This is a genomic window from Stenotrophomonas testudinis, from assembly GCF_024499815.1.
GTDB lineage: Bacteria > Pseudomonadota > Gammaproteobacteria > Xanthomonadales > Xanthomonadaceae > Stenotrophomonas.
In genome coordinates this window covers 1-26958 of record NZ_JAMOKY010000038.1, presented here as the reverse complement: position 1 = coordinate 26958, position 26958 = coordinate 1, and the positions used below count along the sequence as shown (strand labels likewise).

Here is a 26958-nt window from a genome sequence, read left to right as displayed (position 1 = left end):
GCGAAGCTCCAGCGGGGGTATGGGCCCACCTTACGCCTGTTTCATGCGAATTGCATGAATCGGGAAAAATATGAATATTGCATGGAGGGCCGTAGAGCCGAGCCTGCGCTCGGCTGATGCTGGCAGGTCGCCAACCGCAGCCGAGCATGGGCTCGGCTCTACAACAGCCGGGGCGTTATCTGCTTGCCAGCTGGCGCAGCACGTACTGCAGCAGGCCGCCGTGGCGGAAGTACTCGACTTCCTTCGGGGTCAGCAGCATCACCGACACCTCGAAGGTCTTCTTCGTGCCATCGGCCTTGGTCGCGGTCACCGTGGCGCGCTTGCTGGCGCCGTCGTCCAGACCGGTGATGTCGATCGTCTCCGAGCCGTCCAGGCCCAGCGACTGCGCGTTCTCACCGTTGCGGAACTGCAGCGGCAGTACGCCCATGCCGACCAGGTTGGAGCGGTGGATGCGCTCGAAGCTCTCGGCCACGACCGCCTTCACGCCCAGCAGCAGGGTGCCCTTGGCGGCCCAGTCGCGCGACGAGCCGGTGCCGTATTCCTTGCCGGCCAGCACCACCAGCGGCACGTTGTCGGCCTTGTACTTCATGGCCGCGTCGTAGATCGCCAGCTTTTCCGGCTGGCCACCGTTGGCCGGGTAGTACAGGGTGTTGCCGCCTTCCTCGCCTCCGAACATCAGGTTCTTGATGCGGATGTTGGCGAAGGTGCCGCGGACCATGACGTCATCGTTGCCGCGGCGGCTGCCGTAGCTGTTGAAGTCGGCCTGCTGCACGCCGCGTTCCTGCAGGAAGCGGCCCGCCGGCGAATCCTTCTTGATGTTGCCGGCCGGGGAGATGTGGTCGGTGGTGATCGAATCGCCGAACAGGCCCATCACGCGTGCGCCGTGCACGTCGTCGATGCTGCCGGTCTGCATGGTCATGCCATCGAAGTACGGCGGGTTCTTGATATAGGTGGAGGCGTCGCTCCACTCGTACAGGTTGCCGTCCGGCGAGGCGATGGTGTTCCAGCGGCTGTCACCCTTGAACACATCGGCGTAGTTCTGCTTGAACATTTCCGGGCCGACGGTCGCGGCGATGACGTCGCCGATTTCCTTGTTGCTCGGCCAGATGTCGCGGAGGTATACCGGCTGGCCATCGCTGCCGGTACCCAGCGGTTCGGTGGTCAGGTCGATGTCGGTGGTGCCGGCGATGGCGTAGGCCACCACCAGCGGCGGGCTGGCCAGGTAGTTCATCTTCACTTCGGGGTGCACGCGGCCCTCGAAGTTGCGGTTGCCCGACAGCACCGAAGTCACCACCAGGTCGCCACTGGCGATGCCGGCACTGACTTCGGTCGGCAGCGGGCCGGAATTGCCGATGCAGGTGGTGCAGCCATAGCCGACCACGTAGAAGCCGATCTTCTCCAGCTCGGTGAGAACGCCGGCCTTTTCAAGATAGTCGGTGACCACGCGCGAGCCTGGGCCGAGCGAGGTCTTGACCCACGGCTTGCGGTCCAGGCCCTTGGCGGCCGCGTTGCGGGCGAGCAGGCCGGCGCCGATCATCACCGCCGGGTTGGAGGTGTTGGTGCACGAGGTGATGGCGGCGATGACCACCGCGCCATCCTTCAGCCTCACCTTCCTGCCGTCCATCTCGATGTCGGCGTAGCCCTTGGCCAGCTGCTCGTTGCCCACTGCGGTGCCACCGCCTTCATTGACGAAGGTGGAGACATCCTCGCTGCGCTTGTCACGGTTGGCAGTCATGCCGACCAGGGCGTCGCGGTAGTTTTTCTGCACGTCTTCCAGCAGCACGCGGTCCTGCGGGCGCTTGGGGCCGGCCAGGGAGGGCTTGACCGTGCCCATGTCCAGTTCCAGCGTGGTGCTGTACTGCGCATGCGGGCTGTTGGCGTCGTGCCACAGGCCCTGCGCCTTGGCATAGGCTTCAACCAGTGCGATCTGCTCTTCGCTGCGGCCGGACAGGCGCAGGTAGGTCAGCGATTCGTTGTCGATCGGGAAGATGCCGCAGGTGGCGCCGTATTCCGGGGCCATGTTGCCGATGGTGGCGCGGTCGGCCAGCGGCAGGTGCTGCAGGCCATCGCCGTAGAATTCGACGAACTTGCCGACCACGCCGAGCTTGCGCAGCATCTGGGTGACGGTCAGGACCAGGTCGGTGGCGGTGGCGCCCTCGGGCAGCTTGCCGGTCAGCTTGAAGCCGACGACCTGCGGAATCAGCATCGAGGATGGCTGGCCGAGCATGGCTGCCTCCGCCTCAATGCCGCCCACGCCCCAGCCGAGCACGCCGATGCCGTTGATCATCGTGGTGTGGCTGTCGGTACCGAACACGGTATCGGGGTAGGCCACGGCGCGGCCATCCTTGTCCGCGGTCATCACCACGCGGGCCAGGTTTTCCAGGTTTACCTGGTGGACGATGCCGGTGTTGGGCGGCACCACCTTGAAGTTGTCGAAGGCCTTCTGGCCCCAGCGCAGGAAGCCGTAGCGTTCCTGGTTGCGCTGGAATTCGATCTTGCCGTTGAGGTCCAGCGCGTCGGGCTTGCCGAACACATCGACCTGCACTGAGTGGTCGATGACCAGTTCGGAGGGGATCTGCGGGTTGATCTGCTCGGGCTTGCCGCCCAGCTTGACCACCGCATCGCGCATCGCGGCCAGGTCGACCACGCAGGGCACGCCGGTGAAGTCCTGCAGGACCACGCGCGCGGGCATGAAGGCGATTTCGGTATCCGGCTCGGCGCTGGGCTGCCAACGCGCCACCGCTTCGATGTGGTCGGGTCCGACGGTGGCGCCGCCGTCCTCGTGCCGGAGCAGGTTCTCCAGCAGGATCTTCATCGAGTAGGGCAGGTGGGAGATGTCGAAGCGCTTGCCGAGCGTGGGAAGGCTGAAGTAGTCGTAGGTCTTGCCGCCGACGTCCAGCTGGCTGCGGGTGGAGAACGAATCGCTCATTCGGGATGACTCCTCTTGCGGATGGCTTGCACTGGCCCACCGTGGCAGGCCTGCTTGCGTTTGCCGGTGGCGTTGCGGCCGCCGGATCCCCGCCAGTATGGCCGAGCAGGGAGGGGCCGGAACGCCCTTGGCGCAGGACGCAAGGTTACAGGGCTGTATGTAGTGCCGATGTCACGGTTTGCCGCGCCACTGGCTCATCAGCATCTGCAGGAAACGCTCGGCGGTGGGCGAGAGCAGGGCGCCGCGGCGACGCACGATGCCGATGGTGCGCGAGACGACCGGGTTGCCGATCGGGCGGGTCACCAGGATCGGGTGGTCGCCATCGGGGGTGGCCATCTTCGGCAGCACCGACACACCGATGCCCGCTTCGACCATGCCCAGTGACGTGGACAGGTGGGTGACTTCGTAGTGCCAGCTCAGTTTCAGGTTCTCGCGCGCCAGGGCGCCATCGAGCAGGGTGCGGTTGCCGCTGGTACGGTGCACGGTGATCAGCTGGTGCTGGGCCAAGTCCGCCCATTCGACCTTGCGTTTGCGGGCCAGGGGATGGTCGCGGCGGCAGGCGAGCACGAAGGGGTCTTCGGCCAGCACGTCGAAATCCAGGTTGGGGTCGTTGGCACCCATGAAGTTGATGCCGAATTCCACTTCGCCGCGTTCCACCGCCTGCAGCCCTTCGGTGGCCGGAATGTCCAGGATGCGGAAGCGCACGTGGGGATGCGCTTCGTGGAAGCGTGCCATCACGCTGGGCAGGAAGTAGAACGCGGCCGTCGGCAGGCAGGCGATGGTCACCGTGGCGCCACGGGTGTCCTCGCGGCCGCGCAATGAGAACAGCGAGCCGTCGAATTCCTCCAGCATGCGCCGCACCAGTGGCAGCAGGTTCTCGCCGACGGCGGTGGTGCTGACGCTGCGCGTGGTGCGCTCCAGCAGCGGTGAGCCCACGGCCTGTTCCAGCTTCTGGATGCGGCGGCTGAGTGCTGGCTGCGACACGTGCAGGCTTTCAGCGGCGCGGTGGAAGCTGCGTGTCTCGGCAACGAGGAGGAAGGCGCGAAGGTCCAGAATCTCGCAATTGATGCTCATTGGGTATCAATCATCAAAAAATCAGCAATTCACAGATCAATCAGGGTAATGCCATTATCGAATCACAGAGGGGGTATTCATCCCCTGCACGCATCAATCTAGCACACGTATGTCCAACGATCTGCTCAGCATTCCCTGCGTCCTCATGCGCGGTGGTACCTCCAAAGGCCCCTTCTTCCTGGCATCGGACCTGCCGGCGGACAGCGCCCAGCGCGACCGCCTGCTGCTGGAAGTCATGGGCTCGGGCCACCCGCTGCAGATCGACGGCATTGGCGGGGGCAACGCCCTGACCAGCAAGGTGGCGATCATCGACCGGTCCAGCCGCGCCGACGCGGACGTGGAGTATCTGTTCGCCCAGGTGCGGGTGGAGCAGCAGGTGGTCGACACCTCGCCGAACTGCGGCAACATGCTGGCCGCCGTCGGGCCCTACGCCATCGAGCGCGGGCTGGTGCAGGCGCAAGACCCGCAGACCCGGGTACGCATCTTCAACGTCAATACCGGCAAGCTGATCGTGGCCACGGTGGAAACACCGGGCGGTGAGGTGATCTACCGGGGTGATACGCGGATTGCCGGTGCGCCCGGCTCGGCATCGCCGGTGCGGCTGTCCTTCCTGGATGCGGCCGGCGCCCGTACCGGCAAGCTGCTGCCCAGCGGGCATGCCCAGGAAACCATCGACGGCGTGGTGGTGAGCCTGGTCGACTGTGCGATGCCGATGATGCTGGTGCGCGCCGAGGACATGGGTGTGCGCGGCGATGCCTCGCCGGCCGAACTGAATGCGGATGCGGGCTTCCTCGCCCGTCTTGAAGCGCTGCGCATCGAGGCCGGCGCCCGCATGGGCATCGCCGATGCTGGCAACAAGGTGATCCCCAAGCCGGTGCTGCTTTCTGCACCGCAGCACGGCGGCCACCTGCAGGTGCGCTATTTCATGCCCCACCAGTGCCACACCGCGCTTGCGATCACCGGAGGGGTTGGCCTGGCGACGGCGGCCGTCACCCCGGGCACGCTGGCCAACACTTTTGTCGGATGCCTGGGCCCGCCCGGCAGCATTACCCTCGAACATCCGAGCGGGGCCCTGGACGTGGGCCTGAGCCGAAGCTCGGACGATGCGCCGGTGGTTGCCAGCGTGGTCCGTACCGCCCGCCGCCTGTTCGAAGGCCGCGTGTTCGCGACCTCGCCCGCAACCACCGAGACCTGTTCCACCCAAGCCCGCCAATGGACCTCAGCGGCATGACCTGAAACCGGTCGGGCCCGCGCAGCCGCGCGTGGCCGACCACCACAACGTAGATGCTTCACTCCTGGGAGGGATGATGTACAAGCAGATGTTCATGGCCGCGCTGTGCGCGGCTGGCCTGGCCATGGCCGGGTGCAGCAAGCATGGGGCCGATGCGCAGGGCACGGCCGCCGGCAGCGCCGACACCACGCCGGTGCGGATCAGCGTGGGGTCCTACAACCTCAACAACCTGCCGTTCTTCATTGCCGATTCCAAGGGCTACTTCAAGGACGTCGGCCTGGAGGTAAAGACCGAGAACTTCGCCCAGGGCGGTTCGAAGGTGCTGCAGGCGCTGGTGGCCAATTCCACCGACGTGGCCGTGGGCTTCTATGACCACACCATCCAGATGCAGGCCAAGCGCAAGGACGTGGTGGGCTTTGTGCTGCTGTCGCGCAACTCCGGCCTGGTGATGGCCGGCCGCGACGACGCGACCTTCGACCCGGCACGCCCGGACACGATCAAGGGCCAGAAGGTCGGCATCACCGCGCCGGGCTCCTCGTCCGATTTCTTCGTTCGCCACTTCCTGGCCCAGCATGACATTCCGGTGGACAGCATCTCGCTGATCGGTGTCGGTTCGGGTGCGGCTGCCGTGGCTGCACTGGAGCAGGGCAAGATCGACCTGCTGGTGAACTACGACCCGGCCGCCACCCTGATCACCGAGCGCAAGGTCGGGAAGATCATCATCGATGCACGCAGTGACGAGGGCGCACGCCAGGTCTACGGCGGCCTGTACCCGACCTCGGTGATGTATGCCAACCGCAGCTTCCTGGAGCAGCGCCCGGAAGCGGCCGAGAAGATCGCCCGTGCCGAGCAGATGGCCCTGAAGTTCATCGCCGACAACAGTGCCGAGGACATCGTCGCCGCACTGCCGGACAGCTACGTCTCCGGCGACCGCGCCACCTATGCGCGTGCCGTGGAGAACGCCCGCGCGATCTTCACCACCGACGGCCACTTCACCGCGGCCGATCTGGAGACGCCGCTGAAGGTGCTGCGCGAGTTCAACAAGGATGTCGCCAACGCTGACATCGACCTGTCCAAGACCTACACCAATGCCTTCGTCGAGCGTGCCCACGCTGCGACGCCGGCTGCCCAACCGTAAGCGGAGGTAACCCCATGGCCCTCAACGCCACCGTGCGCCAGCTCAACGGCGCGCCGCAGCTGGAGCCTGCACAGACCATGGTTGCCATCAACAAGGTGACCATGTCCTTCGGCGAATTCACCGCCGTGCGTGATGTCGACATCCAGGTAGGCGACGGCGAGTTCCTCGCCATCGTCGGCCCCACCGGTTGCGGCAAGAGCACCATCCTCAATTCCGTGGCGGGGCTGCTGAAGCCCTCGTCAGGTGACGTAGCCATCGACGGCCGCACGGTCAGCGGCGTGCAGGAGTCGGTCGGCTACCTGTTCCAGCAGGACGCACTGCTGCCGTGGAAGACCGCCTACCAGAACGTCGAACTGGGCCTGCGCTTCCGTGGCGTGCCCGAGGCAGAGCGCAAGACCAAGGCCAATGCGTGGCTGGCCAAGGTCGGCCTGACCGGCTTCGAGCACCGTTACCCGCACCAGCTGTCCGGTGGCCAGCGCAAGCGCGTGCAGATGGCGCAGGCGCTGATTGTCGAGCCGAAGGTGATCCTGATGGACGAGCCGTTTTCGGCGCTGGACATCCACACCCGCCACCTGATGCAGAACGAGCTGCTGCGCCTGTGGCAGGAGGATCGCCGCTCGGTGATTCTGATCACGCACGATCTTGAAGAAGCCATCGCCCTGGGTGACCGCGTGGTGGTGCTGTCCTCCGGTCCGGCCAGCCGCGTCGTGCGCAGCTTCGACGTGGGTCTGGAACGGCCGCGCAATGTTGCCGAAATCAAGCTGGACGAACGTTTTACCGACCTGTACCGCGACATCTGGGCCTGCCTGCGCGGCGAAGTGGAGAAGAGCTATGCACGCCAAGACTGACAAATTCATCCAGCTGGCCTTGGTCATCGCTGTGTTCGGGGGCTGGGAAGGCGGCATCGCGCTGGGCGTGATCGATCCGTTTTTCTTCCCCTCGCCGACGGCGATCATGCAGCAGGCCTGGACCTGGTTGTCTGATACCTCGTTCTACCAGCACGTCTACATCACTCTGACCGAGACCGCGCTGGGCTACCTGATCGGTACCGGCCTGGGCGTGGCCGGCGGTGTCTGGCTCGGCCTCAGCCGCCGCTCGGCGCGCATCCTCGATCCCTTCATCAAGGGCTTCAATGCGATCCCGCGCGTGGTGCTGGCACCGATCTTCGTGCTCTGGCTGGGCCTGGGCCTGTGGTCGAAGGTGGCCCTGGCGGTGACCCTGGTGTTCTTCACCACGTTCTTCAACGCCATGCAGGGCGTGCGCGAAGTGAACCCGGTGGTACTGGCCAATGCGCGCATCCTCGGTGCGGGCCGCAGTGACCTGCTGCGCCATGTGTACTTCCCCGCGGCCGCCAGCTGGATCCTGTCCTCGCTGCGTACCTCGGTGGGCTTTGCCGTGGTCGGCGCCATCATCGGCGAATACCTGGGTGCGTCGGCGGGCCTGGGCTACCTGATCGCGCAGGCCGAGGGCAACTTCAATGCCGTGGGTGTGTTTGCCGGCATCATCATCCTGGCCGCCTTCGTGCTGGTCATCGATGCGCTGCTCGACGTGGTCGAGAACAAGCTGATCACCTGGCGTCCCAACGCCCAGGCACAGGCCACCAGCTGACCGCGCTGCGCTGAGCCCGCATGCCGTGCCGCCGGGCTGATCCGGCGGCGCGCGCTGCCTCCCCCGATCTTCCCCCGCACCACCGCAACAGGCCAGCGCCAGGCCAGGGGGCCGGCTGGCCGGAGAGAGAACCCATGAACAAGCACACCGTGCTGCCCCGCGCAGCGCTGTCGGTTGCGCTCGGCCTGCTGTTGGCCAGCGGCCATGCGGGGGCGCAGTCCGCCCCGGCTCCGTTGAGCCAGGTCGAGCTTTCGGCGCTGGTGCAGCAGCAGGCGCTGCAGATCCAGCAGCTTGAAGCCCGCCTGCGCGCGGTCGAAGGCGGCCAGGGGGCCGCTGCAGCCCCGGTCGCGGCAGCGGCACCTGCGCTGGAAACCCGGGTGGCCGCGCTGGAGTCGAGCCAGTCCAAGTCGCCCAAGGTGTCGTGGGCCAAGGGCGCTCCGGAATTCAGCAGCGCCGATGGCAAGGTGGCCTTCCGCCCGCGCGGCCGCCTGTTCGTCGATGGCTCCACTACCGACGGCTCGTCGGTGGCCGACCGCAACATCTCCGGCACCGAGATCCGCTCGGTACGCCTGGGGGCCGAGGGCCGCTACGGCATCCTCGGCTGGGCGGTGGAGGGCGACTTCGCCGACAACGCGGTGGCCTGGAAATCGGTCTATGCCACCGTCGATCACCGCCTGTTCGGCTTGCCGGCCGACCTGACCGTGGGCAACCGCCTGAACGACCGCGGCATCGACGGCTCCAGCAGCACCTCCAACACGCCGTTCCCGGACCGCAACGTGGTCGGCACGCTGATGCTGCCGCAGCGCGGCCTGTTCGGCGTTGGCCTGACCGAGCGCGTGTACGGCAAGGGCTGGCACGTCAGCCTGTCGGTGGCGGGCAACGACTTGAACAACGCCGGCAACGACAACGACAGCCAGACCTGGGCGACCCGTGTGCACTGGAACCCGGTGGCCAGCAAGGCCGCTACCGTTCACCTGGGGGCCTGGGAGTTCCATGAGGAGATCGCCGCCGGCGCCAGCGGCGTGCTGCGCAGCTCGGCCATCGCCGGGCACTTCAACGATCTGGTGAAGATCGCCCCGGGCACCTTGGTGGGCGCCGAGCGCAGCACGGCCCATGGCCTGGAAGCGGCCGGATTCTTCGGCCCGGCGTGGGCCACCGGCGAGTGGGGCACGCGCAACCTGCGCGGGGTCGACGCCAGCGGCCGTTACGACCTGGACCACCAGGCCTGGGCGGTTTCGGCCGGCTGGTTCCTGGCGGGCGCGGTGCCGGCTTACTCCGGCAAGGCGGGCACCTGGGGCAAGGTGAAGGTGGCCGACCCGGTGACCGACGGCGGTGCCGGCGCCTGGGAGCTGAAGGCGCGGTATGAGGACGTGGACTACGCCGAGCTGCCCACCGGCGGCACCGGCCACGCCTGGACGCTGGGAACGAACTGGTACCTGAACGACTACAGCCGCGTGATGTTCGAGGCGATCCGCTGGCAGACCCGCAACCGCAGCGGCAGTGGGCAGGGCAGGGACGAGGGCGCCACCTTCAATACCCGCCTGCAGGTGGCGTTCTAAGTACGTGGCTGGCGGTATGGCCCTTTCGGTATGTATAATTCGTGCATACCGAAGAGGGCCTACCCATGGAAGCCACCGTTGCAGAGCGCGGACAGATCACCCTGCCCAAGGCAGTGCGTGACGCGCTGGGCCTGACCAAGGGCACCCAGCTGAAGGTCGAGCTGGACGGCAGCCGGATCATTCTGCGCAAGAGTGTTGACGATGCCATTTCACGGGCGCGCGGCAAGTTCGCGCTTGATGGCTTCGATTCGGCCGATGCGGCCGTGCGCTCGGTGCGCGACGAGGAATAAGCCGTGATGATCGCCGTCGATTCCCCGGTCCTGGTCGAGCTGCTCAGCAACGGCCCGCAGGCCGATGCAGTGGAAGCCATCCTGCGGCAGAGCCTGGTTGGCGGCCGCGTGGTGGTCTGCGGCGCGACCCTGGCCGAAGTCTGCGCCTCGCTGCGCGGCGGCGCCGAAGTGCTGGAAGCACTGGAAGAAATGGGCGTGCACTTCAATGCGCTGGAGGCCAAGTCGGCCCTGCGCGCCGGCGAGATGCACCGCCGTCATCGCCAGCGCGGCGGCAGCCGCCGCAGCCTGGACGAATTCATGGTCGGCGCCCATGCACTGCTGCAGTGCGATGGCCTGATCACCTGGAACGATACGTTTTACCGCGACTACTTCAAGGGCCTGAAGCTGATCGTGCCGCACGCCTGAGCCCACTTTTTTTCAACCTACGCATTACCCGGGAGTTGTCATGTTGGAAGCCTACCGCCACCACGTCGCCGAGCGCGCTGCGCTTGGCATCCCGCCGCTGCCGCTGAGCGCGCAGCAGACGGCCGATGTCATCGAACTGCTGAAGAACCCGCCGCAGGGCGAGGCCGAGTTCCTGCTCGACCTGCTGACCCACCGCGTGCCGGCCGGCGTCGACGATGCTGCCAAAGTCAAAGCCTCGTACCTGGCGGCCATCGCCCTGGGCAGCGAGCAGAACCCGCTGATCACCCGCGAGCGCGCCACCGAACTGCTGGGCACCATGCTGGGTGGTTACAACGTTGCGCCGCTGGTACAGCTGCTGGACGACACCAGCGTCGGCACCATCGCCGCTGACGGCCTGAAGAAGACCCTGCTGGTCTTCGATGCCTTCCATGACGTGCAGGAAAAGGCCAAGGCGGGCAACGCCAACGCCCAGTCCGTGCTGCAGAGCTGGGCCGATGCCGAATGGTTCACCAGCAACCCGGAAGTGCCGCAGAGCCTGACCGTCACCGTGTTCAAGGTGCCGGGCGAAACCAACACCGACGACCTGTCGCCGGCGCCGGACGCGACCACCCGCCCTGACATTCCCATGCACGCCCTGGCGATGCTGAAGAACAAGCGCGACGATGCACCGTTCACTCCGGAAGAAGACGGCAAGCGCGGCCCGATCCAGCAGATCCTCGACCTGAAGGACAAGGGTCACCTGGTCGCCTACGTCGGCGACGTGGTCGGCACCGGTTCTTCGCGCAAGTCGGCCACCAACAGCGTGCTGTGGTGGACCGGCGATGACATCCCTTACATCCCGAACAAGCGCGCCGGTGGCGTCTGCCTGGGTTCGAAGATCGCCCCGATCTTCTACAACACCATGGAAGATGCCGGCGCCCTGCCGATCGAGCTGGATGTGTCGAAGATGGAGCACGGCGATGTGGTCGAGCTCCGTCCGTACGAAGGCAAGGCGCTGAAGAACGGCGAAGTGATCGCCGAGTTCCAGGTCAAGTCCGACGTGCTGTTCGACGAAGTGCGTGCCGGTGGCCGCATTCCGCTGATCATCGGCCGCGGCTTGACCGGCAAGGCGCGTGAAGCGCTGGGCCTGGCCCCGACCGATATGTTCCGCCTGCCGGTGCAGCCGGCCGACAACGGCAAGGGCTTCTCGCTGGCGCAGAAGATGGTCGGCCGCGCCTGTGGCCTGGCGGAAGGCCAGGGCATGCGTCCGGGCACCTACTGCGAACCGAAGATGACCTCGGTCGGCTCGCAGGACACCACCGGCCCTATGACCCGTGACGAGCTGAAGGACCTGGCCTGCCTGGGCTTCTCGGCCGACCTGGTGATGCAGTCGTTCTGCCACACCGCTGCGTACCCGAAGCCGGTGGACGTGAAGACCCACCACACCCTGCCGGAGTTCATCTCCACCCGTGGCGGCGTCTCGCTGCGTCCGGGCGACGGCGTGATCCACAGCTGGCTCAACCGCATGCTGCTGCCGGACACCGTCGGTACCGGTGGTGACTCGCACACCCGCTTCCCGGTGGGCATTTCGTTCCCGGCCGGTTCGGGCCTGGTCGCCTTCGCGGCTGCCACCGGCGTCATGCCGCTGGACATGCCGGAATCGGTGCTGGTGCGCTTCAAGGGCCAGATGCAGCCGGGCGTGACCCTGCGTGACCTGGTCAACGCGATCCCGCTGTACGCCATCAAGTCGGGCCTGCTGACCGTGGCCAAGGCCGGCAAGAAGAACATCTTCTCCGGTCGCATCCTGGAAATCGAAGGCCTGCCGGAGCTGAAGGTCGAACAGGCGTTCGAACTGTCCGACGCCTCGGCCGAGCGTTCGGCGGCCGGTTGCTCGGTGCGCCTGAACAAGGAACCGATCATCGAGTACCTGACCAGCAACATCACCCTGCTGAAGTGGATGATTGCCGAGGGTTACCAGGATCCGCGTTCGCTGCAGCGCCGTATCGAGAAGATGGAAGCCTGGCTGGCCAACCCGGAGCTGCTGGAACCGGATGCCGACGCCGAATATGCCGCCGTCATCGAGATCGACCTGGCCGATATCCACGAGCCGATCGTGGCCTGCCCGAACGACCCGGACGACGTGAAGACGCTGTCTGAAGTCGCTGGCGCCAAGATCGACGAAGTGTTCATCGGTTCGTGCATGACCAACATCGGTCACTTCCGTGCCGCTGCGAAGCTACTGGAAGGCAAGCGCGACCTGCCGACCCGCCTGTGGGTGGCCCCGCCGACCAAGATGGATGCCTCGGAGCTGACCAAGGAAGGCGTGTACGGCACCTTCGGCGCCACCGGCGCACGCATGGAAATGCCGGGCTGCTCGCTGTGCATGGGCAACCAGGCGCAGATCCGCGAAGGCTCCACCGCGATGTCGACCTCGACCCGCAACTTCCCGAACCGTCTGGGCCGCAACACCAACGTGTACCTGGGTTCGGCCGAACTGGCCGCGATCTGCTCGCGTCTGGGCCGCATCCCGACCAAGGACGAGTACATGGCCGATGTGGGCGTGATCGCCCAGAGCGGCGCGGAGATCTACCGCTACATGAACTTCGACCAGATCGAGGAATACCAGGACGTGGCCAAGACCGTCGCTGCCTGATCCTGCTGATCGGTTGATGATGTAAACGAAGAACCCCCGGTGAAAGCCGGGGGTTTTTTGTGGGCGGCATCCGCTACTGCACGGTCCAGTCTGCGCTGCCTTGCAGACGACGGCCGTCGATCAGCACGTTGCCGTGCTTGCCGGAGACGTCCATTTCGAACCAGGGCAATCCGTCGTGGCGGAGCGGTCGCACGTGGGCCTGACGGCGGGCGCGATCGAATTCGATGTAATACCGGCGTTGCACGTTGGCAGGCTGCGGAATCGACAGACCTTTCCAGCTGACGTTGACCGCGCCGGGATCCTCACGGCCGACCAGCATCAGCGTGAAGACCACGTCGCCCTGGCCGGCCTCGAAGTAGAACAGATCGCCGCTGGCGCTTGCAGGCACCAGGGGCAGTGACAACAGCACGGCCGCCAGCGCGGCCTTCCGATTCCTTCTCATCATGCGCGGCCTTCCTTGTGCAGAGCTGTCATCAAAGCACACTGTAGAGCCGAGCCGATGCTCGGCGGCTTGTTGGCCCCATCGGGCAGCCGAGCGTGGGCTCGGCTCTACACTGGCGTCCGTCAGATGGCGCCCTGCGCGGGGTCAGCGATAGCGGAACGGCCAGGCGTCCGGGCCGTCGCTGCTGCGTTCGGCGCAGACGTCGCGGAAGGTCTGCAGGAACGCCTGCTGCGGACGCGTCGGGTGCCAGTCGGCGCGGGTGGTCAGGCCGATGCGGCGGCGCAGGGCGCGGCCGGCCAGGCCCAGTTCGGCCAGCAGGCCGGCCTGGCGTTCGATCAGGAACTGGTCGCGTGACATCAAGGTCAGCCAGTCATCCTCCAGCAGCAGGCCGCGGGTGATCACCAGCGAGCCGCATTCGATGCGCAGCACAGGTGGCTCGTGGCCGTTGTCGCGGAACATCCGCTCCCAGCGTGCACGCACCGGCGCGCCGGTGGCCGGGATCACCCACGGATAGTCCAGCAGTTGCTCGAAACGCCACGGCAGCTGCGCGGCGAGAGGATGATCGGCGCGGCCGACGATGACCGGATCATCGTCGAACAGGCCTTCCTGCACCACGTCGGGCACCGCGCTGAGGTCGCGCATGGCGCCGACCAGCAGGTCCAGGCTGCCTTCGCGCAGGTCGGACAGCAGCTCCGAGAACGGGCCCTCCACCACGTTCACCGTGGCGCCCGGCCAGGCGCGTGCGAACCGGGCCAGTGCCTGCGGCAGCAGCAAGGCGCGCGCCAGCGGCATCACTCCGATGGCGAGGCGGCCGCTGTGCTGGTCACGGGTGGCGGCCAGTTCGTCCAGACCGGTGGCCAGCTCGGAAAGCGCCAGGCGGACCCAGCGCAGCAGGCGGGTGGCGGCGGGCGTGGCCAGCAGGGCCTTGCCACGCCGTTGCAGCAGGGGCACCTCGATCACCGCTTCCAGTTCGCGCACCGCGCGGTGCATGGCCGGCTGCGAAACCCCGGCGCGCGCTGCCGCAAGCGTGAAGCTGCCCGCGCTGTCCACCGCGTTGAGGGCGCGCAGCTGGCTGAGTGTCAGCCGCCGTTCGATGGTTGCCAGTGCAGGCAGGCGCGCCGCACGCCGGGCCGCGCGTACGCCACGGGCGAGGTAGGCGAGGGTGCGTTCGATGCGCGGTGCCAGCAGGCGCATCGCCTCCGTGGCGACCATGCCGCCGGGCTGGCGGTCGAACAGCGGTGCATCCAGCTGACGTTCCAGCCGCGCGATGGCCTGGGTGAGTGCGGGCTGGGACAGATTGAGGTGCGGCGCGGCCGCGCTGATGCCACCGTGCACGTGTACCGCCACCATCGCGTGCAGGTGTTTCAGGTTCAGCTCGGGCAGTCCATTCATGGCACAACTATAACCAGATTGAATGGGTTGGACGAAAAACGATCTTGAGGGGTCTGCATGACGCGGAACAGACTGCGCCATCGCCAACGAAGGATGGATGGATGTCCCGCGTCATCACCCGCATCGAGCGCGCCGAAACGGCGCTGATCCAGTCACTGGCCGAGGCCGGCGTGGCCACCGTGCATGAGGCACAGGGTCGCAGCGGCCTGCTGCACCCGCGGCTGCGCCCGATCTACAGCGGCGCGCGCATCGCCGGCAGTGCGGTCACCGTTTCGGTGCCGCCGGGCGACAACTGGATGATGCACGTGGCCATCGAGCAGCTCGGCGAGGGCGACATCCTGGTGGTGGCGCCGACCAGCGACTGCACCGATGGCTACTTCGGCGACCTGCTGGCGACCTCGGCGCAGGCTCGTGGCTGCCGCGGCCTGGTCATCGATGCCGGCGTGCGCGATGTGCGCGAGCTGACCGCGATGGGCTTCCCGGTGTGGAGCCGGGAGGTGCACGCGCAGGGCACGGTGAAGGAAACCCTGGGTTCGGTGAACGTGCCGCTGGTCTGTGGCGGCGCCCTTGTGAATCCGGGTGACGTGGTGATCGCCGACGATGACGGCGTGTGCATCGTGCCGCGCGCCGATGCGGCCAGGGTGGCCGCCGAAGCGCAGGCACGCGAAGCACGGGAGGCCGACAAGCGCGAGCGACTGGCGCGTGGCGAACTCGGTCTGGACATCTACGCCATGCGCGAGCGCCTGGCTGCCAAGGGCCTGCGCTATGAGTGAGGGCGTGCGCGCGATGTGGATGCGCGGTGGTACGTCCAAGGGCGGGTTCTTCCTCGCCCGGGACCTGCCGGCCGATGCCGCCGCGCGTGATGCCTTCCTGCTGCGCGCCTATGGTTCGCCGGATGTGCGCCAGATCGACGGCATGGGTGGCGGCGATCCGCTGACCTCCAAGGTCGCCGTGGTTTCGCCCTCGCAGCGCAAGGATGCCGACGTCGATTACCTGTTCCTGCAGGTGTTCGTCGACCAGGCGCTGGTCAGTGACGCGCAGAACTGCGGCAACATGCTGGCGGGTGTGGGGCCGTTCGCCATCGAGCGCGGCCTGGTGGCAGCGCGCGACGGGGTGACCGAGGTACGCATTTTCATGGCCAACACCGACACCCTGGCCACGGCCAGCGTGCAGACACCGGGTGGCGTGGTGAGCTACGCCGGTGACGCGCGCATTGACGGCGTACCGGGTACCGCCGCACCGGTGCCACTGGCCTTCGAGGACACCGCCGGTTCCAGCTGCGGCGCGCTGCTGCCGACCGGCAACACGGTAGACGTGATTGACGGCGTGCGGGCCACCCTGATCGACAACGGCATGCCCTGCGTGGTGCTGCGCGCGTCGGACCTGGGCATCAGCGGGTACGAGGATCGCGCCACGCTGGACGCCGACGAGGCTTTGAAGGCCCGCCTGGAGGCGATCCGCCTGCAGGCGGGGCCGAAGATGAACCTCGGCAACGTGGCGGAAAAGTCGGTGCCCAAGATGATGCTGTTGGCTGCACCGGCCGACGGCGGCGCGATCTGCGTGCGCTCGTTCATTCCGCACCGCTGCCATGCCTCCATCGGCGTGCTGGGCGCGGTGACGGTGGCGACGGCCTGCCTGCTGCCGGGCTCGCCGGCCCGTGCACTGGCCCGGTTGCCGGGCGGGCAGGTACAGACCCTGGCGGTGGAGCACCCCAGCGGGGCCACCACCTGCGTGATTGAACTGGACGAGGACGGCCAGGTGGCCCGCGCGGCCATGCTGCGCACCGCACGGAAGCTGTTCGACGGCGAACTGTTCGACTGAACAGGCAGCGCCTTTCTATTCTCTGCGACCTGGGAGGGTTGTTATGACCGTGGTAGGGAAGCGGCCGGGCCGCTTTGGAATCTTTGGCCAGTTGTGGTTCCAGGTGCTGGCCGGCACCGTGATAGGCGTATTGCTGGGCTGGCTGCAGCCGGACCTGGGTTCGGCGATGAAGCCGCTGGGTGATGGCTTCATCAAGCTGATCCGGATGATGATCGGACCGATCATCTTCGTCACCGTGGTGCACGGTATCGCCGGCATGCGCGACATGCGCAGCGTGGGCCGGCTGGCGCTGAAGTCGCTGATCTACTTTGAGGGGATCACCATCCTCGCGTTGATCGTCGGTCTGGTGGCGGTGGATCTGTGGAAGCCCGGCGCCGGCATGAACATCGACGCGGCGACCATCGACATGGCCAGCATCCAGGGCTATGTGCACACCGCCCATGACCAGTCGATCGTGGCCTACATCATGGCCATCATCCCCAACACCCTGGTCAGCGCGTTCACCGAGGCGCACGTGCTGCAGGTGCTGTTCGTGGCCGTGCTGTTCGGCGTGGCCCTGGCTGCCGTTGGCGAGCGCGGCAAGCCGGTGATGGACGTGATCGAGAGCGCCTCTGGCGCGCTGTTCAAGATCATCGGCTACATCATGTACGTGGCACCGATCGGCGCGTTTGGTGCCATCGCCTTCACCGTAGGCCAGTTCGGTGCCGCCTCGCTGCTGTCGCTCGGCGAGCTGATCATCGAGTTCTTCGTGGTCTGCGGGCTGTTCACCGTGCTGGTGCTGGGCAGCGTGTGCTGGTGGACCGGTGCCAGTCTGTGGCGCCTGCTGGGTTACCTGCGCGACGAGATCATCATCGTTGCGGCCACCACCTCCACCGAAACGGTGCTGCCGCGCCTGATCGAGAAGATGAAGAAGCTGGGCTGCGAAGAGGGGGTGGTCGGTTTCGTGATTCCTGCCGGCTACTCGTTCAACCTGGATGGCACCTGCCTGTACCTGACCACGGTGGCGATCTTCCTTGCCCAGGCCACCAATACCGAACTGACCGTGTGGCACCAGCTGGGCCTGATCGCCGTGCTGCTGCTGACCTCCAAGGGTGCTGCGGGCGTGGCCGGTGCGGCGTTCGTGGTGCTGGCGGCGACCCTTGGCACCACCGGCACCATTCCGGTGGCCAGCATCGCCTTGATCCTCGGTATCCACCGCATCCTGGCTGAAGGCCTGACCTTCGTGAACCTGATCGGCAATGCCATCGCCGTGCTGGTGATCGCCAAGTGGGAAGGCAAGCTGGATGAAAAGACCATGGCCGCGCAGATCGGCACCCGCCGAACCCGGCAACGCCTGCTCGGCGTGCAGCCCGCCTGAGGCAATGGCCTGAGTCCTGACGGCCACTGCGGTGGCCTCCACTGAATGCATCACCCTGGCGCCGGCGGCGCCGGGAAGGGAGAGAACATGTCGCAGTTCCTGCGTACCCCGCTGTACCTGCTGCTTGCCAGCGCACTGGCAACGCCTGCGTTCGCCGCTGAACGCAGCATCCCCGAGGGCATCGACCTGACCCTGGACCTGGTCGGCAACGTGGCCCACAACCCGGTGGGCGGTGTTGAACAGGGCACCGAAGGTTCGTACTGGGTGATGGCCCAGTCGAAGTTCGACCTGGACAAACTGTTCGGCGTGCACGGCACCGAGGTGGATGCACAGTGGGCCTGGTTCGCCGGGCGCAACCTGGCGCGCGAGAAGATCGGCAATTCGATCAGCGCACAGCAGACCTGGCGACCGGTAGCCGGCGGCCGCCTGACCCGGCTGACCCTTCGTCACCGCTTCGACAATGGCCTGAGCATCCTCGCCGGCCGTGCGCCGGTGAACAGCTACTTCAACAACTCGCCGCTCAACTGCGTGTTCATGAGCAACGCGATGTGCCTGACGCCCTATGGCGCGATCACCGACCTGGGCATCACTGCCTACCCGAATTCGTCCTGGGCCGGCCTCGTGCGCTACGACGTGAATGACCGCTGGTATGCGCAGGCGGGCGTGTTCGACTACAACAACGAGCTGAACAAGCCCGGCAAGAACGGCCTGGATTTCTCGGTGGGCGAGGGCACCGGCACCATCAGCGCCTACGAAGTGGGCTACCAGACGTCCTTCGCGAACGATCGCCTGCCGCGTACCTACCGCATCGGCATGTACCGCAACAGTGATGGTGGCAAGAGCTCGTACTTCGATGCCAACGGCAATTCGGCGGCGCTGACCGGCAAGCCGACGGCCGTACAGGACGGTGCGCGCATGGGCGTGTACGCGATGGGCGACCAGACCGTCTGGCGCGGCGAGGGCAAGCGCAACCTGGCCGTGTTTGGCCGGGTCTACGTGAATACCGGCAACGAGGCGCCGGTCGATCATTTCGTGTCGGCGGGCTTCGTCAAGACCGGCACCTTCGCCGGCCGCGACCAGGACACCCTGGCCATGTTCGTCTCCAACACGCATTTCAGCGACGAACAGATCGGCTTCCTGCGTGATCGCCGCAACCGTTACGGCGGTACCGGTGCACCGCATGCCGACGAAATCATCACCGAGCTCAGCTACGGCTGGGCGGTGAAGAAGGGCATCCGCCTGATGCCGAACCTGCAGTACGTCATCAATCCAGACCCGATCTACGCGCCAACGCGCACCACCAACATCCCCGATGCGCTGATTGTCGGTCTGCGCGTGGATGTGCATTTCGCCCAGCTGTTCGGCTGGTGATCCATCGCCCCAGGAGATCCCGCATGATCATCGACTGCCACGGCCACTACACCACGGCCCCCGCCGGCCACGATGCGTTCCGCAAGGCGCAGGTGGCCCACTTCAACGACCGCTCGCTGCCGGCGGCGGTCTATCCCACGATCAGCGACGATGAGCTGCGCGACAGCGTGGAGGCCAACCAGCTGCGCCTGCTGCGCGAGCGCGGTGCGGACATGACCATCTTCTCGCCGCGCGCCAGCACCATGGCCCACCACATCGGCGACGAGCAGGTGAGCGCCGAGTGGACGCGCCACTGCAACGACCTGATCGCGCGGGTGGTGCAGCTGTACCCGGATCAGTTCATCGGCGTGTGCCAGCTGCCGCAGTCGCCAGGCGTACCGATTGCGCGTTCCGTGGCCGAGCTGGAGCGCTGCGTGAACGAGCTTGGTTTCGTCGGCTGCAACCTCAACCCCGATCCCTCCGGCGGCCACTGGGATGGCCTGCCGTTGACCGATCGTTCCTGGTACCCGTTCTTCGAGAAGATGGTGGAACTGGACGTGCCGGCCATGGTGCACGTGTCGGGCAGCTGCAATGACAATTTCCACGCCACCGGCGCGCACTACCTGAACGCCGATACCACCGCTTTCATGCAGTTCCTGCAGGGCGATCTGTTCCGTGACTTCCCGGAGCTGCGCTTCATCATCCCGCATGGCGGTGGTGCGGTGCCGTACCATTGGGGCCGCTTCCGGGGCCTGGCGGACATGCTGGGCAAGCCGCCGCTGGCCGAGCACGTGATGAAGAACGTCTACTTCGATACCTGCGTGTACCACCAGCCCGGCATCGACCTGCTGTTCGAGGTGATCGACATCGACAACATCCTGTTTGGTTCGGAAATGGTGGGCGCGGTGCGTGGCATCGACCCGCAGACCGGCCATTTCTTCGATGACACCCGGCGCTACGTGGATGCGCTGCCGTTGTCCGAGGGCGATCGCCATAAGGTGTTCGAAGGCAACGCGCGGCGGATCTACCCGCGGCTGGACGCACAGCTGAAGGCGAGGGGGCTGTGATGGCCGCGTTCCAGAAGGATGCCGACTGGCTGGACTACTGCGCCAACCCCAGCCGCCCGACGTTCGTACCGCCGCCAGGTGCGGTGGACGCGCACTGCCATGTGTTCGGTCCGGGCGATGTATTCCCGTATGCACCCGAGCGCAAGTACACGCCCTGCGACGCGGGCAAGGCGCAGCTGTTCGCGCTGCGGGATTTTCTCGGGTTCAGTCGCACCGTGATCGTGCAGGCGACGTGCCATGGTGCCGACAACCGCGCCCTGGTCGATGCGCTGCAGGCCAGCGGCGGCCTGGCCCGTGGCGTGGCCACCGTGCGCGATACGGTCAGCGACGAGGAGCTGCAGCAGCTGCATGCAGCGGGCGTGCGCGGCGTGCGCTTCAACTTCGTGCGCCGGCTGGTCGATCCCAAGCCGGATGCCTATTACCGCGCCATCATCGACCGCATCGCGCCGCTGGGCTGGCACGTGGTGGTGTACTTCGAAGCCGCCGACCTGGGCGAGCGCTGGAAGTTCTTCACCTCGTTGCCGACGACGGTGGTGGTCGACCACATGGGCCGGCCGGACGTGAGCCAGCCGGTGGACGGGCCGGAGTTCCAACGCTTCGTGAAGTTGATGGCCGAGCACGGCAACGTGTGGAGCAAGGTCAGCTGCCCGGAGCGGCTGTCGCGGGTGGGGCCGCCGGGGTATGCCGACGTCGTGCCGTTCGCGCGGCACCTGGTGGAGCGTTTCCCCGATCGTGTGCTGTGGGGCACGGATTGGCCGCACCCGAACATGAAGGACCACATGCCCGATGACGGGCGCCTGGTGGATGTGATTCCGCACATCGCGCCGACGCCGGAGCTGCAGCAGAAGCTGCTGGTGGACAACCCGATGCGGTTGTACTGGGGCGGGTAGAGCCGAGCTCACGCTCGGCTGCTTTCTACGGGGTGCCTTGAGCCGAGCGTGGGCTTGGCTCTACGTGGGGCAACCGGCGCGGTCTGTCTCTGGCCGTAGAGCCGAGCCTGTGCTCGGCTGCTTTCTGCGGGGGGCCTTGAGCCGAGCATGGGCTCGGCTCTCCAAAGGCATCCACGCATGGCGTGGATCTATTTCAGCCGCGCGCCAGCGCCAGCAGCCGCCCGGCGATCCGCTCCAGCGGAACCTGCTCCTCCGCCGCCCCCAGCTTGAACGCTGAACCGGGCATGCCCCAGACCACGCTGGTGGCTTCGTCCTGCACCAAGGTCGGGGCGCCGGCCTGGCGCATCTCCAGCAGGCCGCGTGCGCCGTCGTCGCCCATGCCGGTGAGGATGGCGCCAATGGCATTGCCACCGGCGGCCTGCGCCACCGAGCGGAACAGCACGTCCACTGCTGGCTTGTGCCGGTTCACTGCAGGGCCGTCATCCACGCGGCAACGCCAGCGCGCACCGTCGCGGATGATGCGCAGGTGCTTGCCGCCGGGCGGCAGGTAGGCATGGCCGGGCAGTACGGCTTCACCGTCGCTCGCCTCGCGAACGGCCATCGCCGAGTGGCGGTCCAGGCGTTCGGCGAAGGCGGTGCTGAAGCTGGCCGGCAGGTGCTGGGTCATCACCACGGCCGGGGCGTCGGCCGGCAGGCCTTCCAGCACCACGCGCAGCGCTTCGGTGCCGCCGGCTGACGAGCCGATCGCAATCAGGCGGTCGGTGGTGCGGAACTGCGGCGCGGCCGGGCGCACGGACGGCGCCGCATCCAAGATGAGTTTGGGTGCGGCGGTGCGCACCAGCGGGCGCACGCGAGAGCGGGCGGCCATCTTGACCTTGGCGATGATCTCATCGGCGTAGGCCTGCAGGCCGCGCGACACATCGAGCTTGGGCTTGGAAACGAAATCGACCGCACCCAGGGCCAGCGCCTGCAGCGTGGTGTCGGCACCGCGCTCGGTCAGCGAGGAGATCATCACCACCGGCAGCGGATGCAGGCGCATCAGGTTTTCCAGGAAGGCCAGACCGTCCATGCGTGGCATTTCCACGTCCAGGGTGATCACGTCCGGGGCCAGGCGCTTGATCTTCTCGCGTGCGAGCAGCGGGTCGGCGGCGGTGCCGACCACGTCGATGCCCGGATCGCTGGACAGGATCTCGGTCAGCATCTGCCGTACGACGGCGGAGTCGTCGACGATCAGGACCCGGCAGGGGGCGTTGCCGGGCAGGCTCATTCGAACAGCTCCACGCCACCGGTGACCGGGGCCCTGGACAGGCGCGCACGCACGGCCGATTCGGTCGCGGCCACCTCGGCTTCGTGCGCATGCGGCAGGCGCTGCACCACCACGCGGCCGGTATCGGCGAAGAACCAGATCTTGCGCGGATGGATGCCGCACAGGTCTTCGGCGATGATCGGGATGTGCTCGGCCTGCAGGTACTGGCGTACGAATTCGGCATTGCGCGTGCCGACCGGATTGCTGGTGAAGCCCTTCAGTACGTTGGCGCCGCCGAACACCTTGGCTTCGATGCGCTTGCGGTGTGCGCCGCGCTTGAGCATGTCGTTGATCAGCAGTTCCATCGCATAGCTGCCGTAGCGCGCGGGCGCGCCGTCGCCGGCGTTGCCTTCGGGCAGGAGGAAGTGGTTCATGCCGCCGATCTTCAGCACCGGATCGCGCAGGCAGGCGGCCACGCAGGAGCCCAGCGTGGTGGTCAGCGCGGTGGTGTCATCGACCACCAGGTACTGGGTCGGCAGCAGCTTGGCGGCGACGGTCTTGAACCGCGCGTCCTGATAACGCATCACCTCGTCGGTGCGCAGGACGGCGCTCATGCGCCGGCCCCCTGTGCGCGGCGGTACAGGGTGCGGCCGCAGGGCTGGATCAGGTCGGCGGCGTGCAGGTAGTTCTCCGAATGGCCGGTGTAGAGCAGGCCGTCATCGTTGAGGTGATGCACCAGGCGGCCGAGGATGGCGCGCTGGGTCGGCTTGTCGAAGTAGATCATCACGTTGCGGCAGAACAGTGCGTCGAACGGACCGCCGACGTCGTAGCGTGGGGCTAGCAGGTTCAGCGGACGGAAGTCGATCAGTTCGTGCAGGGCGGGCAGCACCCGGCACTGGCCCTCGTTAGGACCGCTGCCGCGCTGGAAGTACCGGCGACGCAGGTCCGGGTCGAGATTGGTGACGCGGTCGATGTTGTAGACGCCGCGGCTGGCGGTGGCCAGCACCTGAGTGTCGACGTCCGTGGCGACGATGCGCACCGGCGGCTTCAACGTACCGAACGCCTCGCAGGCGGTGATGGCCATGGAGTAGGGCTCCTCACCGGTGGAAGCGGCGCACGACCACAGCAACAGCGGGCTGCGACTGGAGCGCTGCTGCAGTTCCTCGCGCAGCTTGTCGAAGTGGTGCGGCTCGCGGAAGAACGAAGTGAGGTTGGTGGTCAGCGCGTTGGTGAACGCCTGCCACTCATCGCCGCCGTCCTGTTCCAGATGGTCCAGGTACTGCTGGAAGCTGCGCATGCCCAACGTACGCAGGCGGCGCGACAGGCGGCCGTACACCATGTCGCGCTTTGCCGGCGCAAGGGCGATGCCCACGCGCTGGTAGATCAGGTCGCAGACACGGCGGAAATCACGGTCGGCGAACTCGAATTCGCGGGGGCCGGTGACGATGGGGGTGGGACTGTTCACGGGGGACGTGTCCATCGGCGGGGGCGGCGGCACAAGCCGCCGCCGGGATCAGAATTCCTGCCAGTCGCCGTCGCTGGGGGCGACGAAGCTGGAGCTGGAGGACGGGCTGGCACTGGAACGTCGGGCCGGCGTCGGTGCGGTGGACGGCTGCGGGCGACGCGCCACCGCGGCGGGTGCCGGCGCGACGCGGGCGGTGACCGCCTTCACGGCAGCGGCCACCTGGTTGTCGAGGCGGAAGATCGCCACGGCGTCGGCCAGCTGCGCGGCCTGGTCTTCCATCGCGCGTGCGGCGGCGGTGGCTTCTTCGACCAGTGCGGCGTTCTGCTGGGTGGTTTCGTCCATCTGCACCACGGTCTGGTTGACCTGCTCGATGCCGGCGGACTGTTCCTGCGACGCGGCGGAGATCTCGGCCATGATGTCGGTGACGCGCTGCACCGAGGCGACGATCTCGCCCATGGTGCTGCCGGCCTGGTGCACCAGGCTGGAGCCTTCGGCGACCTTGCCGACCGAGTCGTCGATCAGGCCCTTGATCTCCTTGGCTGCGGCGGCCGAGCGCTGGGCGAGCGTGCGCACTTCGCTGGCGACCACGGCGAAGCCGCGGCCCTGTTCACCGGCACGCGCTGCTTCCACCGCGGCATTCAGGGCCAGGATGTTGGTCTGGAACGCAATGCCGTCGATGACGCTGATGATTTCAGCGATCTTCTTCGAGGAGGCTTCGATGGCCGACATGGTGGTGACCACCTGGTTGACCACACTGCCGCCCTGCGACGCCACGCCCTGAGCGCCGATGGCGAGCTGGTTGGCCTGGCGGGCGTGCTCGGCGTTCTGGCGCACGGTGGAGGTCAGTTCCTCCATCGACGCTGCGGTTTCCTCCAGGTTGGCAGCCTGCTGCTCGGTACGGCGCGACAGATCGCTGTTGCCCGAGGCGATTTCGCCGGCGGCGAGGGTGATGCTGGAGGCGCTGGCCTGGATCTGGCCGACGATCTGGGTCAGCTGGCTGACGGTGCTGTTGGCATCGTCGCGCATGCGGGCGAACACGCCCTGATAGTCACCCTGCATGCGCGTGGTCAGGTCGCCTTCGGCGATCGCCGACAGCAGTTGCGAGAGCTTGCCGAGGTTGTCATCGCTGACCGCCATCATCGCGTTGAGGTTTTCCAGCATCAGGCGGAAATCGTGATCGAAGTGCTGCGTATCGCCACGGCGGCTGAAGTCACCGGCGGCGGCTGCAGCGGCCAGCTGCTTGATCTCTGCGTTGATGCGGCCGAGGTTGGCCTTGACCGTGTCCACGGTGGTGGTCATGGCGGCCTTCTCGCCCGGGTAGCGGGCGACGTCGCGGCTGAGGTCGCCGACGGCGTACTGCTTCACCACGTCCAGAACGTCGTGCAGGGTCTGCACGTGGCTGCCGACCAGGGTGTTGGTCTCCTGCACCATGAGGCCGTACTCGCCGGGGAAGGCGCTGGCGTCCATGCGATAGCTCAGTTCACCATCGTCGTGGCGGCGGGCCATCTCGCGCTGTCCGCTGATGACCGCGTGCAGCTGCTGCTGCATGCCGGACATGGCCTCCAGCAGGCGACCGGTTTCGTCATGCGGCTGCGGGCCGATGTGGCTGTCGAGCTTGCCGCGCGCGATGCCTTCGGCAACGGCGGTGGCCTGCTTCAGCGGGCCGGCGATGCGGTTGCCGATGATCCAGCTCAGGGCGAGCACGATCAGCACCAGCACGCCGCCGGCCACGGTCATCACGCCGGTGAAGGCCCAGGCTTCGTGCTGCACGTCGTCCATGTAGACGCCGGTGGTGACCACCCACTGCCACGGTGCGTACATGCCGGCATAGGTGACCTTGTCGATCAGGCCTTCGCTGCCGGGCTTGCCGGTCTTGTAGTAGGTGAAGCCGCCGCCGAGGCGTGCCATGCCGACCTGCAGGTAGTAGATCGGCACGCCGTCATCGGAGGTGTAATCCTTCTGCACGGTGCCGACGCGCTTCGGCGCGAACGGGTGCATCAGCACGCGGTACTGGGTATCCAGCACGTTGTAGTAATCGGCATCGTGATTGGCGCGCATCACGTTCAGCGCCTGCAGGGCGGAGGCCTTGGCGGCTTCTTCGCTGAGCTCGCCGCTCTCGGCCAGGCGCTTGTAGTGGTCGAGCACGCCGTAGGTGAGTTCGACCTGGGTCTTCAGGGCGTCCTTGCGGGTCTTGGTGAGGTCCAGGTACTGCATGCGGGCGGCGATCACCGACAGCGCGATCACGCCGATCGCGATGAGCAGCGTCAGCAGGTTGAGCTTGCGCCGGACGGAGAGGTTGCTGAAGTAGTGTTGCCAGCGATGCAGGAGGTTCATGAAGCAGACCAGGTCGAGACGGGCGGGCGGCGCCAGTACCGGTCAGGGCGCGGCAGGCCGTGACAGAACGGTTATCGGCCGGGAGCGGGGAGATTTGAGGGTTACGCACTTTGGGTATTCAGGGTTCCTTGCAGCGGCGGCTGCGGCGCTGCCTGCGGCAGGCTCTTTGAAGCCACGGCGAAAGCAACGGCAACAGCGGTCTGTCGGCGTTTCTCTATGTCGAGGGAGGCGGGCCGGGGTGGGCAGGCGGGACACGCGGTGAATACGTCCATGTAGCTCGTAGGCGCCTTGCTCGTGTGCGCAGGACAGCGCACACGAGCAAGCGGCGACCGAGCTTACAGGGGGGAGGGCGCTTTGCTTGCGAAGCACTGCTTCGCAAGCGCCCGAACGCACAGCCGCCAGCGGCTGGGCCGGGCCCCGGAGGGGGACTTGCAGCGTCCCCCGCGCAATCCACCCGCCCGGCCAACCTCAGAATCGCAGCACAAAGCGCATCCACCCCGAGGGGCTTCGCCGTTGGCTGTCGAACCGGAAACACGGGAACCCCGGAAACAAAAACGCCCCGGCGCGGGGCCAGGGCGTCTTCAAAGCCTGCGGCAGCAGGAATCAGAACTCCTGCCAGTCTCCGTCCGCCAGCTCGGCAGCCATCGGGCGACCGCCGGTGCTGCGACGTGCCGGCGGTGCGGCCGGTGCCGTTGCCGGGGCGGCCACGCGCGGGGCCGGGGCCGGGG

Annotated in this window: 22 protein-coding genes; 14 read left to right on the top strand and 8 right to left on the bottom strand. The window is 66.9% G+C overall.

The features are described from left to right. Nucleotides 1-175 precede the first annotated feature (175 nt). Nucleotides 176-2929: an aconitate hydratase AcnA gene (gene acnA / locus NQ204_RS16395; RefSeq protein ID WP_256644429.1), complete on the bottom strand. Its 2754-nt coding sequence runs from the start codon at nt 2927-2929 to the stop codon at nt 176-178. Between the two features lie 171 nt (nt 2930-3100). Beyond that, entirely contained in the window at nt 3101-4003 is a 903-nt protein-coding gene (locus tag NQ204_RS16390) for a LysR family transcriptional regulator (protein ID WP_116863627.1), read from the bottom strand. A gap of 109 nt (nt 4004-4112) precedes the next feature. On the opposite strand from NQ204_RS16390, the gene NQ204_RS16385 reads away from it, so the two are divergent. The 8 genes from NQ204_RS16385 to acnB all read left to right on the top strand — a co-directional run bounded on the left by NQ204_RS16385 (nt 4113) and on the right by acnB (nt 12866). Continuing rightward, on the top strand, nt 4113-5234 hold the full coding sequence (locus tag NQ204_RS16385) for a 4-oxalomesaconate tautomerase (RefSeq protein ID WP_256644428.1): 1122 nt from the start codon (nt 4113-4115) through the stop codon (nt 5232-5234). A 76-nt stretch (nt 5235-5310) separates the two neighbouring features. Then, the gene (locus tag NQ204_RS16380) at nt 5311-6372 is read left to right on the top strand and encodes an ABC transporter substrate-binding protein (protein ID WP_116863647.1); all 1062 of its coding nucleotides are present in this window, start codon (nt 5311-5313) and stop codon (nt 6370-6372) included. A gap of 14 nt (nt 6373-6386) precedes the next feature. After that, nucleotides 6387-7220, top strand: a complete 834-nt coding sequence (locus tag NQ204_RS16375; RefSeq protein WP_256644427.1) for an ABC transporter ATP-binding protein — start codon at nt 6387-6389, stop codon at nt 7218-7220. Next, entirely contained in the window at nt 7204-7980 is a 777-nt protein-coding gene (locus NQ204_RS16370; RefSeq protein WP_116863630.1) for an ABC transporter permease, read from the top strand. Before NQ204_RS16375 ends, NQ204_RS16370 begins: the two co-directional genes overlap by 17 nt. A gap of 134 nt (nt 7981-8114) precedes the next feature. Continuing rightward, nucleotides 8115-9539 (top strand): OprO/OprP family phosphate-selective porin, encoded by a 1425-nt coding sequence (locus NQ204_RS16365; RefSeq protein ID WP_256644426.1) that lies wholly within the window; start codon nt 8115-8117, stop codon nt 9537-9539. A 65-nt stretch (nt 9540-9604) separates the two neighbouring features. Continuing rightward, on the top strand, nt 9605-9829 hold the full coding sequence (locus tag NQ204_RS16360; RefSeq protein ID WP_256644425.1) for an AbrB/MazE/SpoVT family DNA-binding domain-containing protein: 225 nt from the start codon (nt 9605-9607) through the stop codon (nt 9827-9829). A gap of 6 nt (nt 9830-9835) precedes the next feature. Then, nucleotides 9836-10234: a type II toxin-antitoxin system VapC family toxin gene (locus tag NQ204_RS16355; protein ID WP_116863633.1), complete on the top strand. Its 399-nt coding sequence runs from the start codon at nt 9836-9838 to the stop codon at nt 10232-10234. A 40-nt stretch (nt 10235-10274) separates the two neighbouring features. Next, a complete protein-coding gene (gene acnB, locus NQ204_RS16350; RefSeq protein ID WP_116863634.1) occupies nt 10275-12866 on the top strand; it encodes a bifunctional aconitate hydratase 2/2-methylisocitrate dehydratase in 2592 nt (863 codons plus the stop codon). A 73-nt stretch (nt 12867-12939) separates the two neighbouring features. Here acnB and NQ204_RS16345 read toward each other — a convergent pair whose 3' ends face one another. Then, nucleotides 12940-13311, bottom strand: coding sequence for a hypothetical protein (locus NQ204_RS16345; RefSeq protein WP_256644424.1), 372 nt, complete (start codon nt 13309-13311; stop codon nt 12940-12942). Between the two features lie 141 nt (nt 13312-13452). After that, nucleotides 13453-14700, bottom strand: coding sequence for a LysR family transcriptional regulator (locus NQ204_RS16340; protein WP_256644423.1), 1248 nt, complete (start codon nt 14698-14700; stop codon nt 13453-13455). Nucleotides 14701-14801: 101 nt separating this feature from the next. On the opposite strand from NQ204_RS16340, the gene NQ204_RS16335 reads away from it, so the two are divergent. From NQ204_RS16335 to NQ204_RS16310, 6 genes are all read left to right on the top strand, one after another. Next, nucleotides 14802-15473: a 4-carboxy-4-hydroxy-2-oxoadipate aldolase/oxaloacetate decarboxylase gene (locus tag NQ204_RS16335; RefSeq protein WP_116863638.1), complete on the top strand. Its 672-nt coding sequence runs from the start codon at nt 14802-14804 to the stop codon at nt 15471-15473. After that, nucleotides 15466-16521 (top strand): 4-oxalomesaconate tautomerase, encoded by a 1056-nt coding sequence (locus NQ204_RS16330; RefSeq protein ID WP_256644422.1) that lies wholly within the window; start codon nt 15466-15468, stop codon nt 16519-16521. Before NQ204_RS16335 ends, NQ204_RS16330 begins: the two co-directional genes overlap by 8 nt. Before the next feature lie 43 nt (nt 16522-16564). Further along, nucleotides 16565-17878, top strand: a complete 1314-nt coding sequence (dctA, locus tag NQ204_RS16325; protein WP_256644421.1) for a C4-dicarboxylate transporter DctA — start codon at nt 16565-16567, stop codon at nt 17876-17878. A gap of 87 nt (nt 17879-17965) precedes the next feature. Then, entirely contained in the window at nt 17966-19249 is a 1284-nt protein-coding gene (locus NQ204_RS16320) for a carbohydrate porin (RefSeq protein WP_165835705.1), read from the top strand. A gap of 23 nt (nt 19250-19272) precedes the next feature. Then, entirely contained in the window at nt 19273-20295 is a 1023-nt protein-coding gene (locus NQ204_RS16315) for an amidohydrolase family protein (protein ID WP_256644420.1), read from the top strand. After that, nucleotides 20295-21185, top strand: coding sequence for an amidohydrolase family protein (locus NQ204_RS16310; RefSeq protein WP_256644419.1), 891 nt, complete (start codon nt 20295-20297; stop codon nt 21183-21185). The genes NQ204_RS16315 and NQ204_RS16310 overlap by 1 nt, the downstream gene beginning before the upstream one ends. 193 nt (nt 21186-21378) lie before the next feature. Here NQ204_RS16310 and NQ204_RS16305 read toward each other — a convergent pair whose 3' ends face one another. The 4 genes from NQ204_RS16305 to NQ204_RS16290 are packed head-to-tail and all read right to left on the bottom strand — an operon-like array spanning nt 21379 to nt 26230. Further along, nucleotides 21379-22452: a protein-glutamate methylesterase/protein-glutamine glutaminase gene (locus NQ204_RS16305; RefSeq protein ID WP_116863644.1), complete on the bottom strand. Its 1074-nt coding sequence runs from the start codon at nt 22450-22452 to the stop codon at nt 21379-21381. Beyond that, nucleotides 22449-23045, bottom strand: coding sequence for a chemoreceptor glutamine deamidase CheD (gene cheD, locus NQ204_RS16300; protein WP_150455801.1), 597 nt, complete (start codon nt 23043-23045; stop codon nt 22449-22451). The genes NQ204_RS16305 and cheD overlap by 4 nt, the downstream gene beginning before the upstream one ends. Beyond that, a complete protein-coding gene (locus NQ204_RS16295; RefSeq protein ID WP_116863648.1) occupies nt 23042-23911 on the bottom strand; it encodes a CheR family methyltransferase in 870 nt (289 codons plus the stop codon). The genes cheD and NQ204_RS16295 overlap by 4 nt, the downstream gene beginning before the upstream one ends. Before the next feature lie 33 nt (nt 23912-23944). Next, nucleotides 23945-26230: a methyl-accepting chemotaxis protein gene (locus NQ204_RS16290; protein ID WP_116863646.1), complete on the bottom strand. Its 2286-nt coding sequence runs from the start codon at nt 26228-26230 to the stop codon at nt 23945-23947. Nucleotides 26231-26958: the final 728 nt, after the last annotated feature.

Coding starts and splice junctions, on each gene's coding strand:
- acnA (WP_256644429.1), bottom strand. CDS start 2,929: ATGAGCGATTCGTTCTCCACCCGCAGCCAGCTGGACGTCGGCGGCAAG.
- NQ204_RS16390 (WP_116863627.1), bottom strand. CDS start 4,003: ATGAGCATCAATTGCGAGATTCTGGACCTTCGCGCCTTCCTCCTCGTT.
- NQ204_RS16385 (WP_256644428.1), top strand. CDS start 4,113: ATGTCCAACGATCTGCTCAGCATTCCCTGCGTCCTCATGCGCGGTGGT.
- NQ204_RS16380 (WP_116863647.1), top strand. CDS start 5,311: ATGTACAAGCAGATGTTCATGGCCGCGCTGTGCGCGGCTGGCCTGGCC.
- NQ204_RS16375 (WP_256644427.1), top strand. CDS start 6,387: ATGGCCCTCAACGCCACCGTGCGCCAGCTCAACGGCGCGCCGCAGCTG.
- NQ204_RS16370 (WP_116863630.1), top strand. CDS start 7,204: ATGCACGCCAAGACTGACAAATTCATCCAGCTGGCCTTGGTCATCGCT.
- NQ204_RS16365 (WP_256644426.1), top strand. CDS start 8,115: ATGAACAAGCACACCGTGCTGCCCCGCGCAGCGCTGTCGGTTGCGCTC.
- NQ204_RS16360 (WP_256644425.1), top strand. CDS start 9,605: ATGGAAGCCACCGTTGCAGAGCGCGGACAGATCACCCTGCCCAAGGCA.
- NQ204_RS16355 (WP_116863633.1), top strand. CDS start 9,836: ATGATCGCCGTCGATTCCCCGGTCCTGGTCGAGCTGCTCAGCAACGGC.
- acnB (WP_116863634.1), top strand. CDS start 10,275: ATGTTGGAAGCCTACCGCCACCACGTCGCCGAGCGCGCTGCGCTTGGC.
- NQ204_RS16345 (WP_256644424.1), bottom strand. CDS start 13,311: ATGATGAGAAGGAATCGGAAGGCCGCGCTGGCGGCCGTGCTGTTGTCA.
- NQ204_RS16340 (WP_256644423.1), bottom strand. CDS start 14,700: ATGAATGGACTGCCCGAGCTGAACCTGAAACACCTGCACGCGATGGTG.
- NQ204_RS16335 (WP_116863638.1), top strand. CDS start 14,802: ATGTCCCGCGTCATCACCCGCATCGAGCGCGCCGAAACGGCGCTGATC.
- NQ204_RS16330 (WP_256644422.1), top strand. CDS start 15,466: ATGAGTGAGGGCGTGCGCGCGATGTGGATGCGCGGTGGTACGTCCAAG.
- dctA (WP_256644421.1), top strand. CDS start 16,565: ATGACCGTGGTAGGGAAGCGGCCGGGCCGCTTTGGAATCTTTGGCCAG.
- NQ204_RS16320 (WP_165835705.1), top strand. CDS start 17,966: ATGTCGCAGTTCCTGCGTACCCCGCTGTACCTGCTGCTTGCCAGCGCA.
- NQ204_RS16315 (WP_256644420.1), top strand. CDS start 19,273: ATGATCATCGACTGCCACGGCCACTACACCACGGCCCCCGCCGGCCAC.
- NQ204_RS16310 (WP_256644419.1), top strand. CDS start 20,295: ATGGCCGCGTTCCAGAAGGATGCCGACTGGCTGGACTACTGCGCCAAC.
- NQ204_RS16305 (WP_116863644.1), bottom strand. CDS start 22,452: ATGAGCCTGCCCGGCAACGCCCCCTGCCGGGTCCTGATCGTCGACGAC.
- cheD (WP_150455801.1), bottom strand. CDS start 23,045: ATGAGCGCCGTCCTGCGCACCGACGAGGTGATGCGTTATCAGGACGCG.
- NQ204_RS16295 (WP_116863648.1), bottom strand. CDS start 23,911: ATGGACACGTCCCCCGTGAACAGTCCCACCCCCATCGTCACCGGCCCC.
- NQ204_RS16290 (WP_116863646.1), bottom strand. CDS start 26,230: ATGAACCTCCTGCATCGCTGGCAACACTACTTCAGCAACCTCTCCGTC.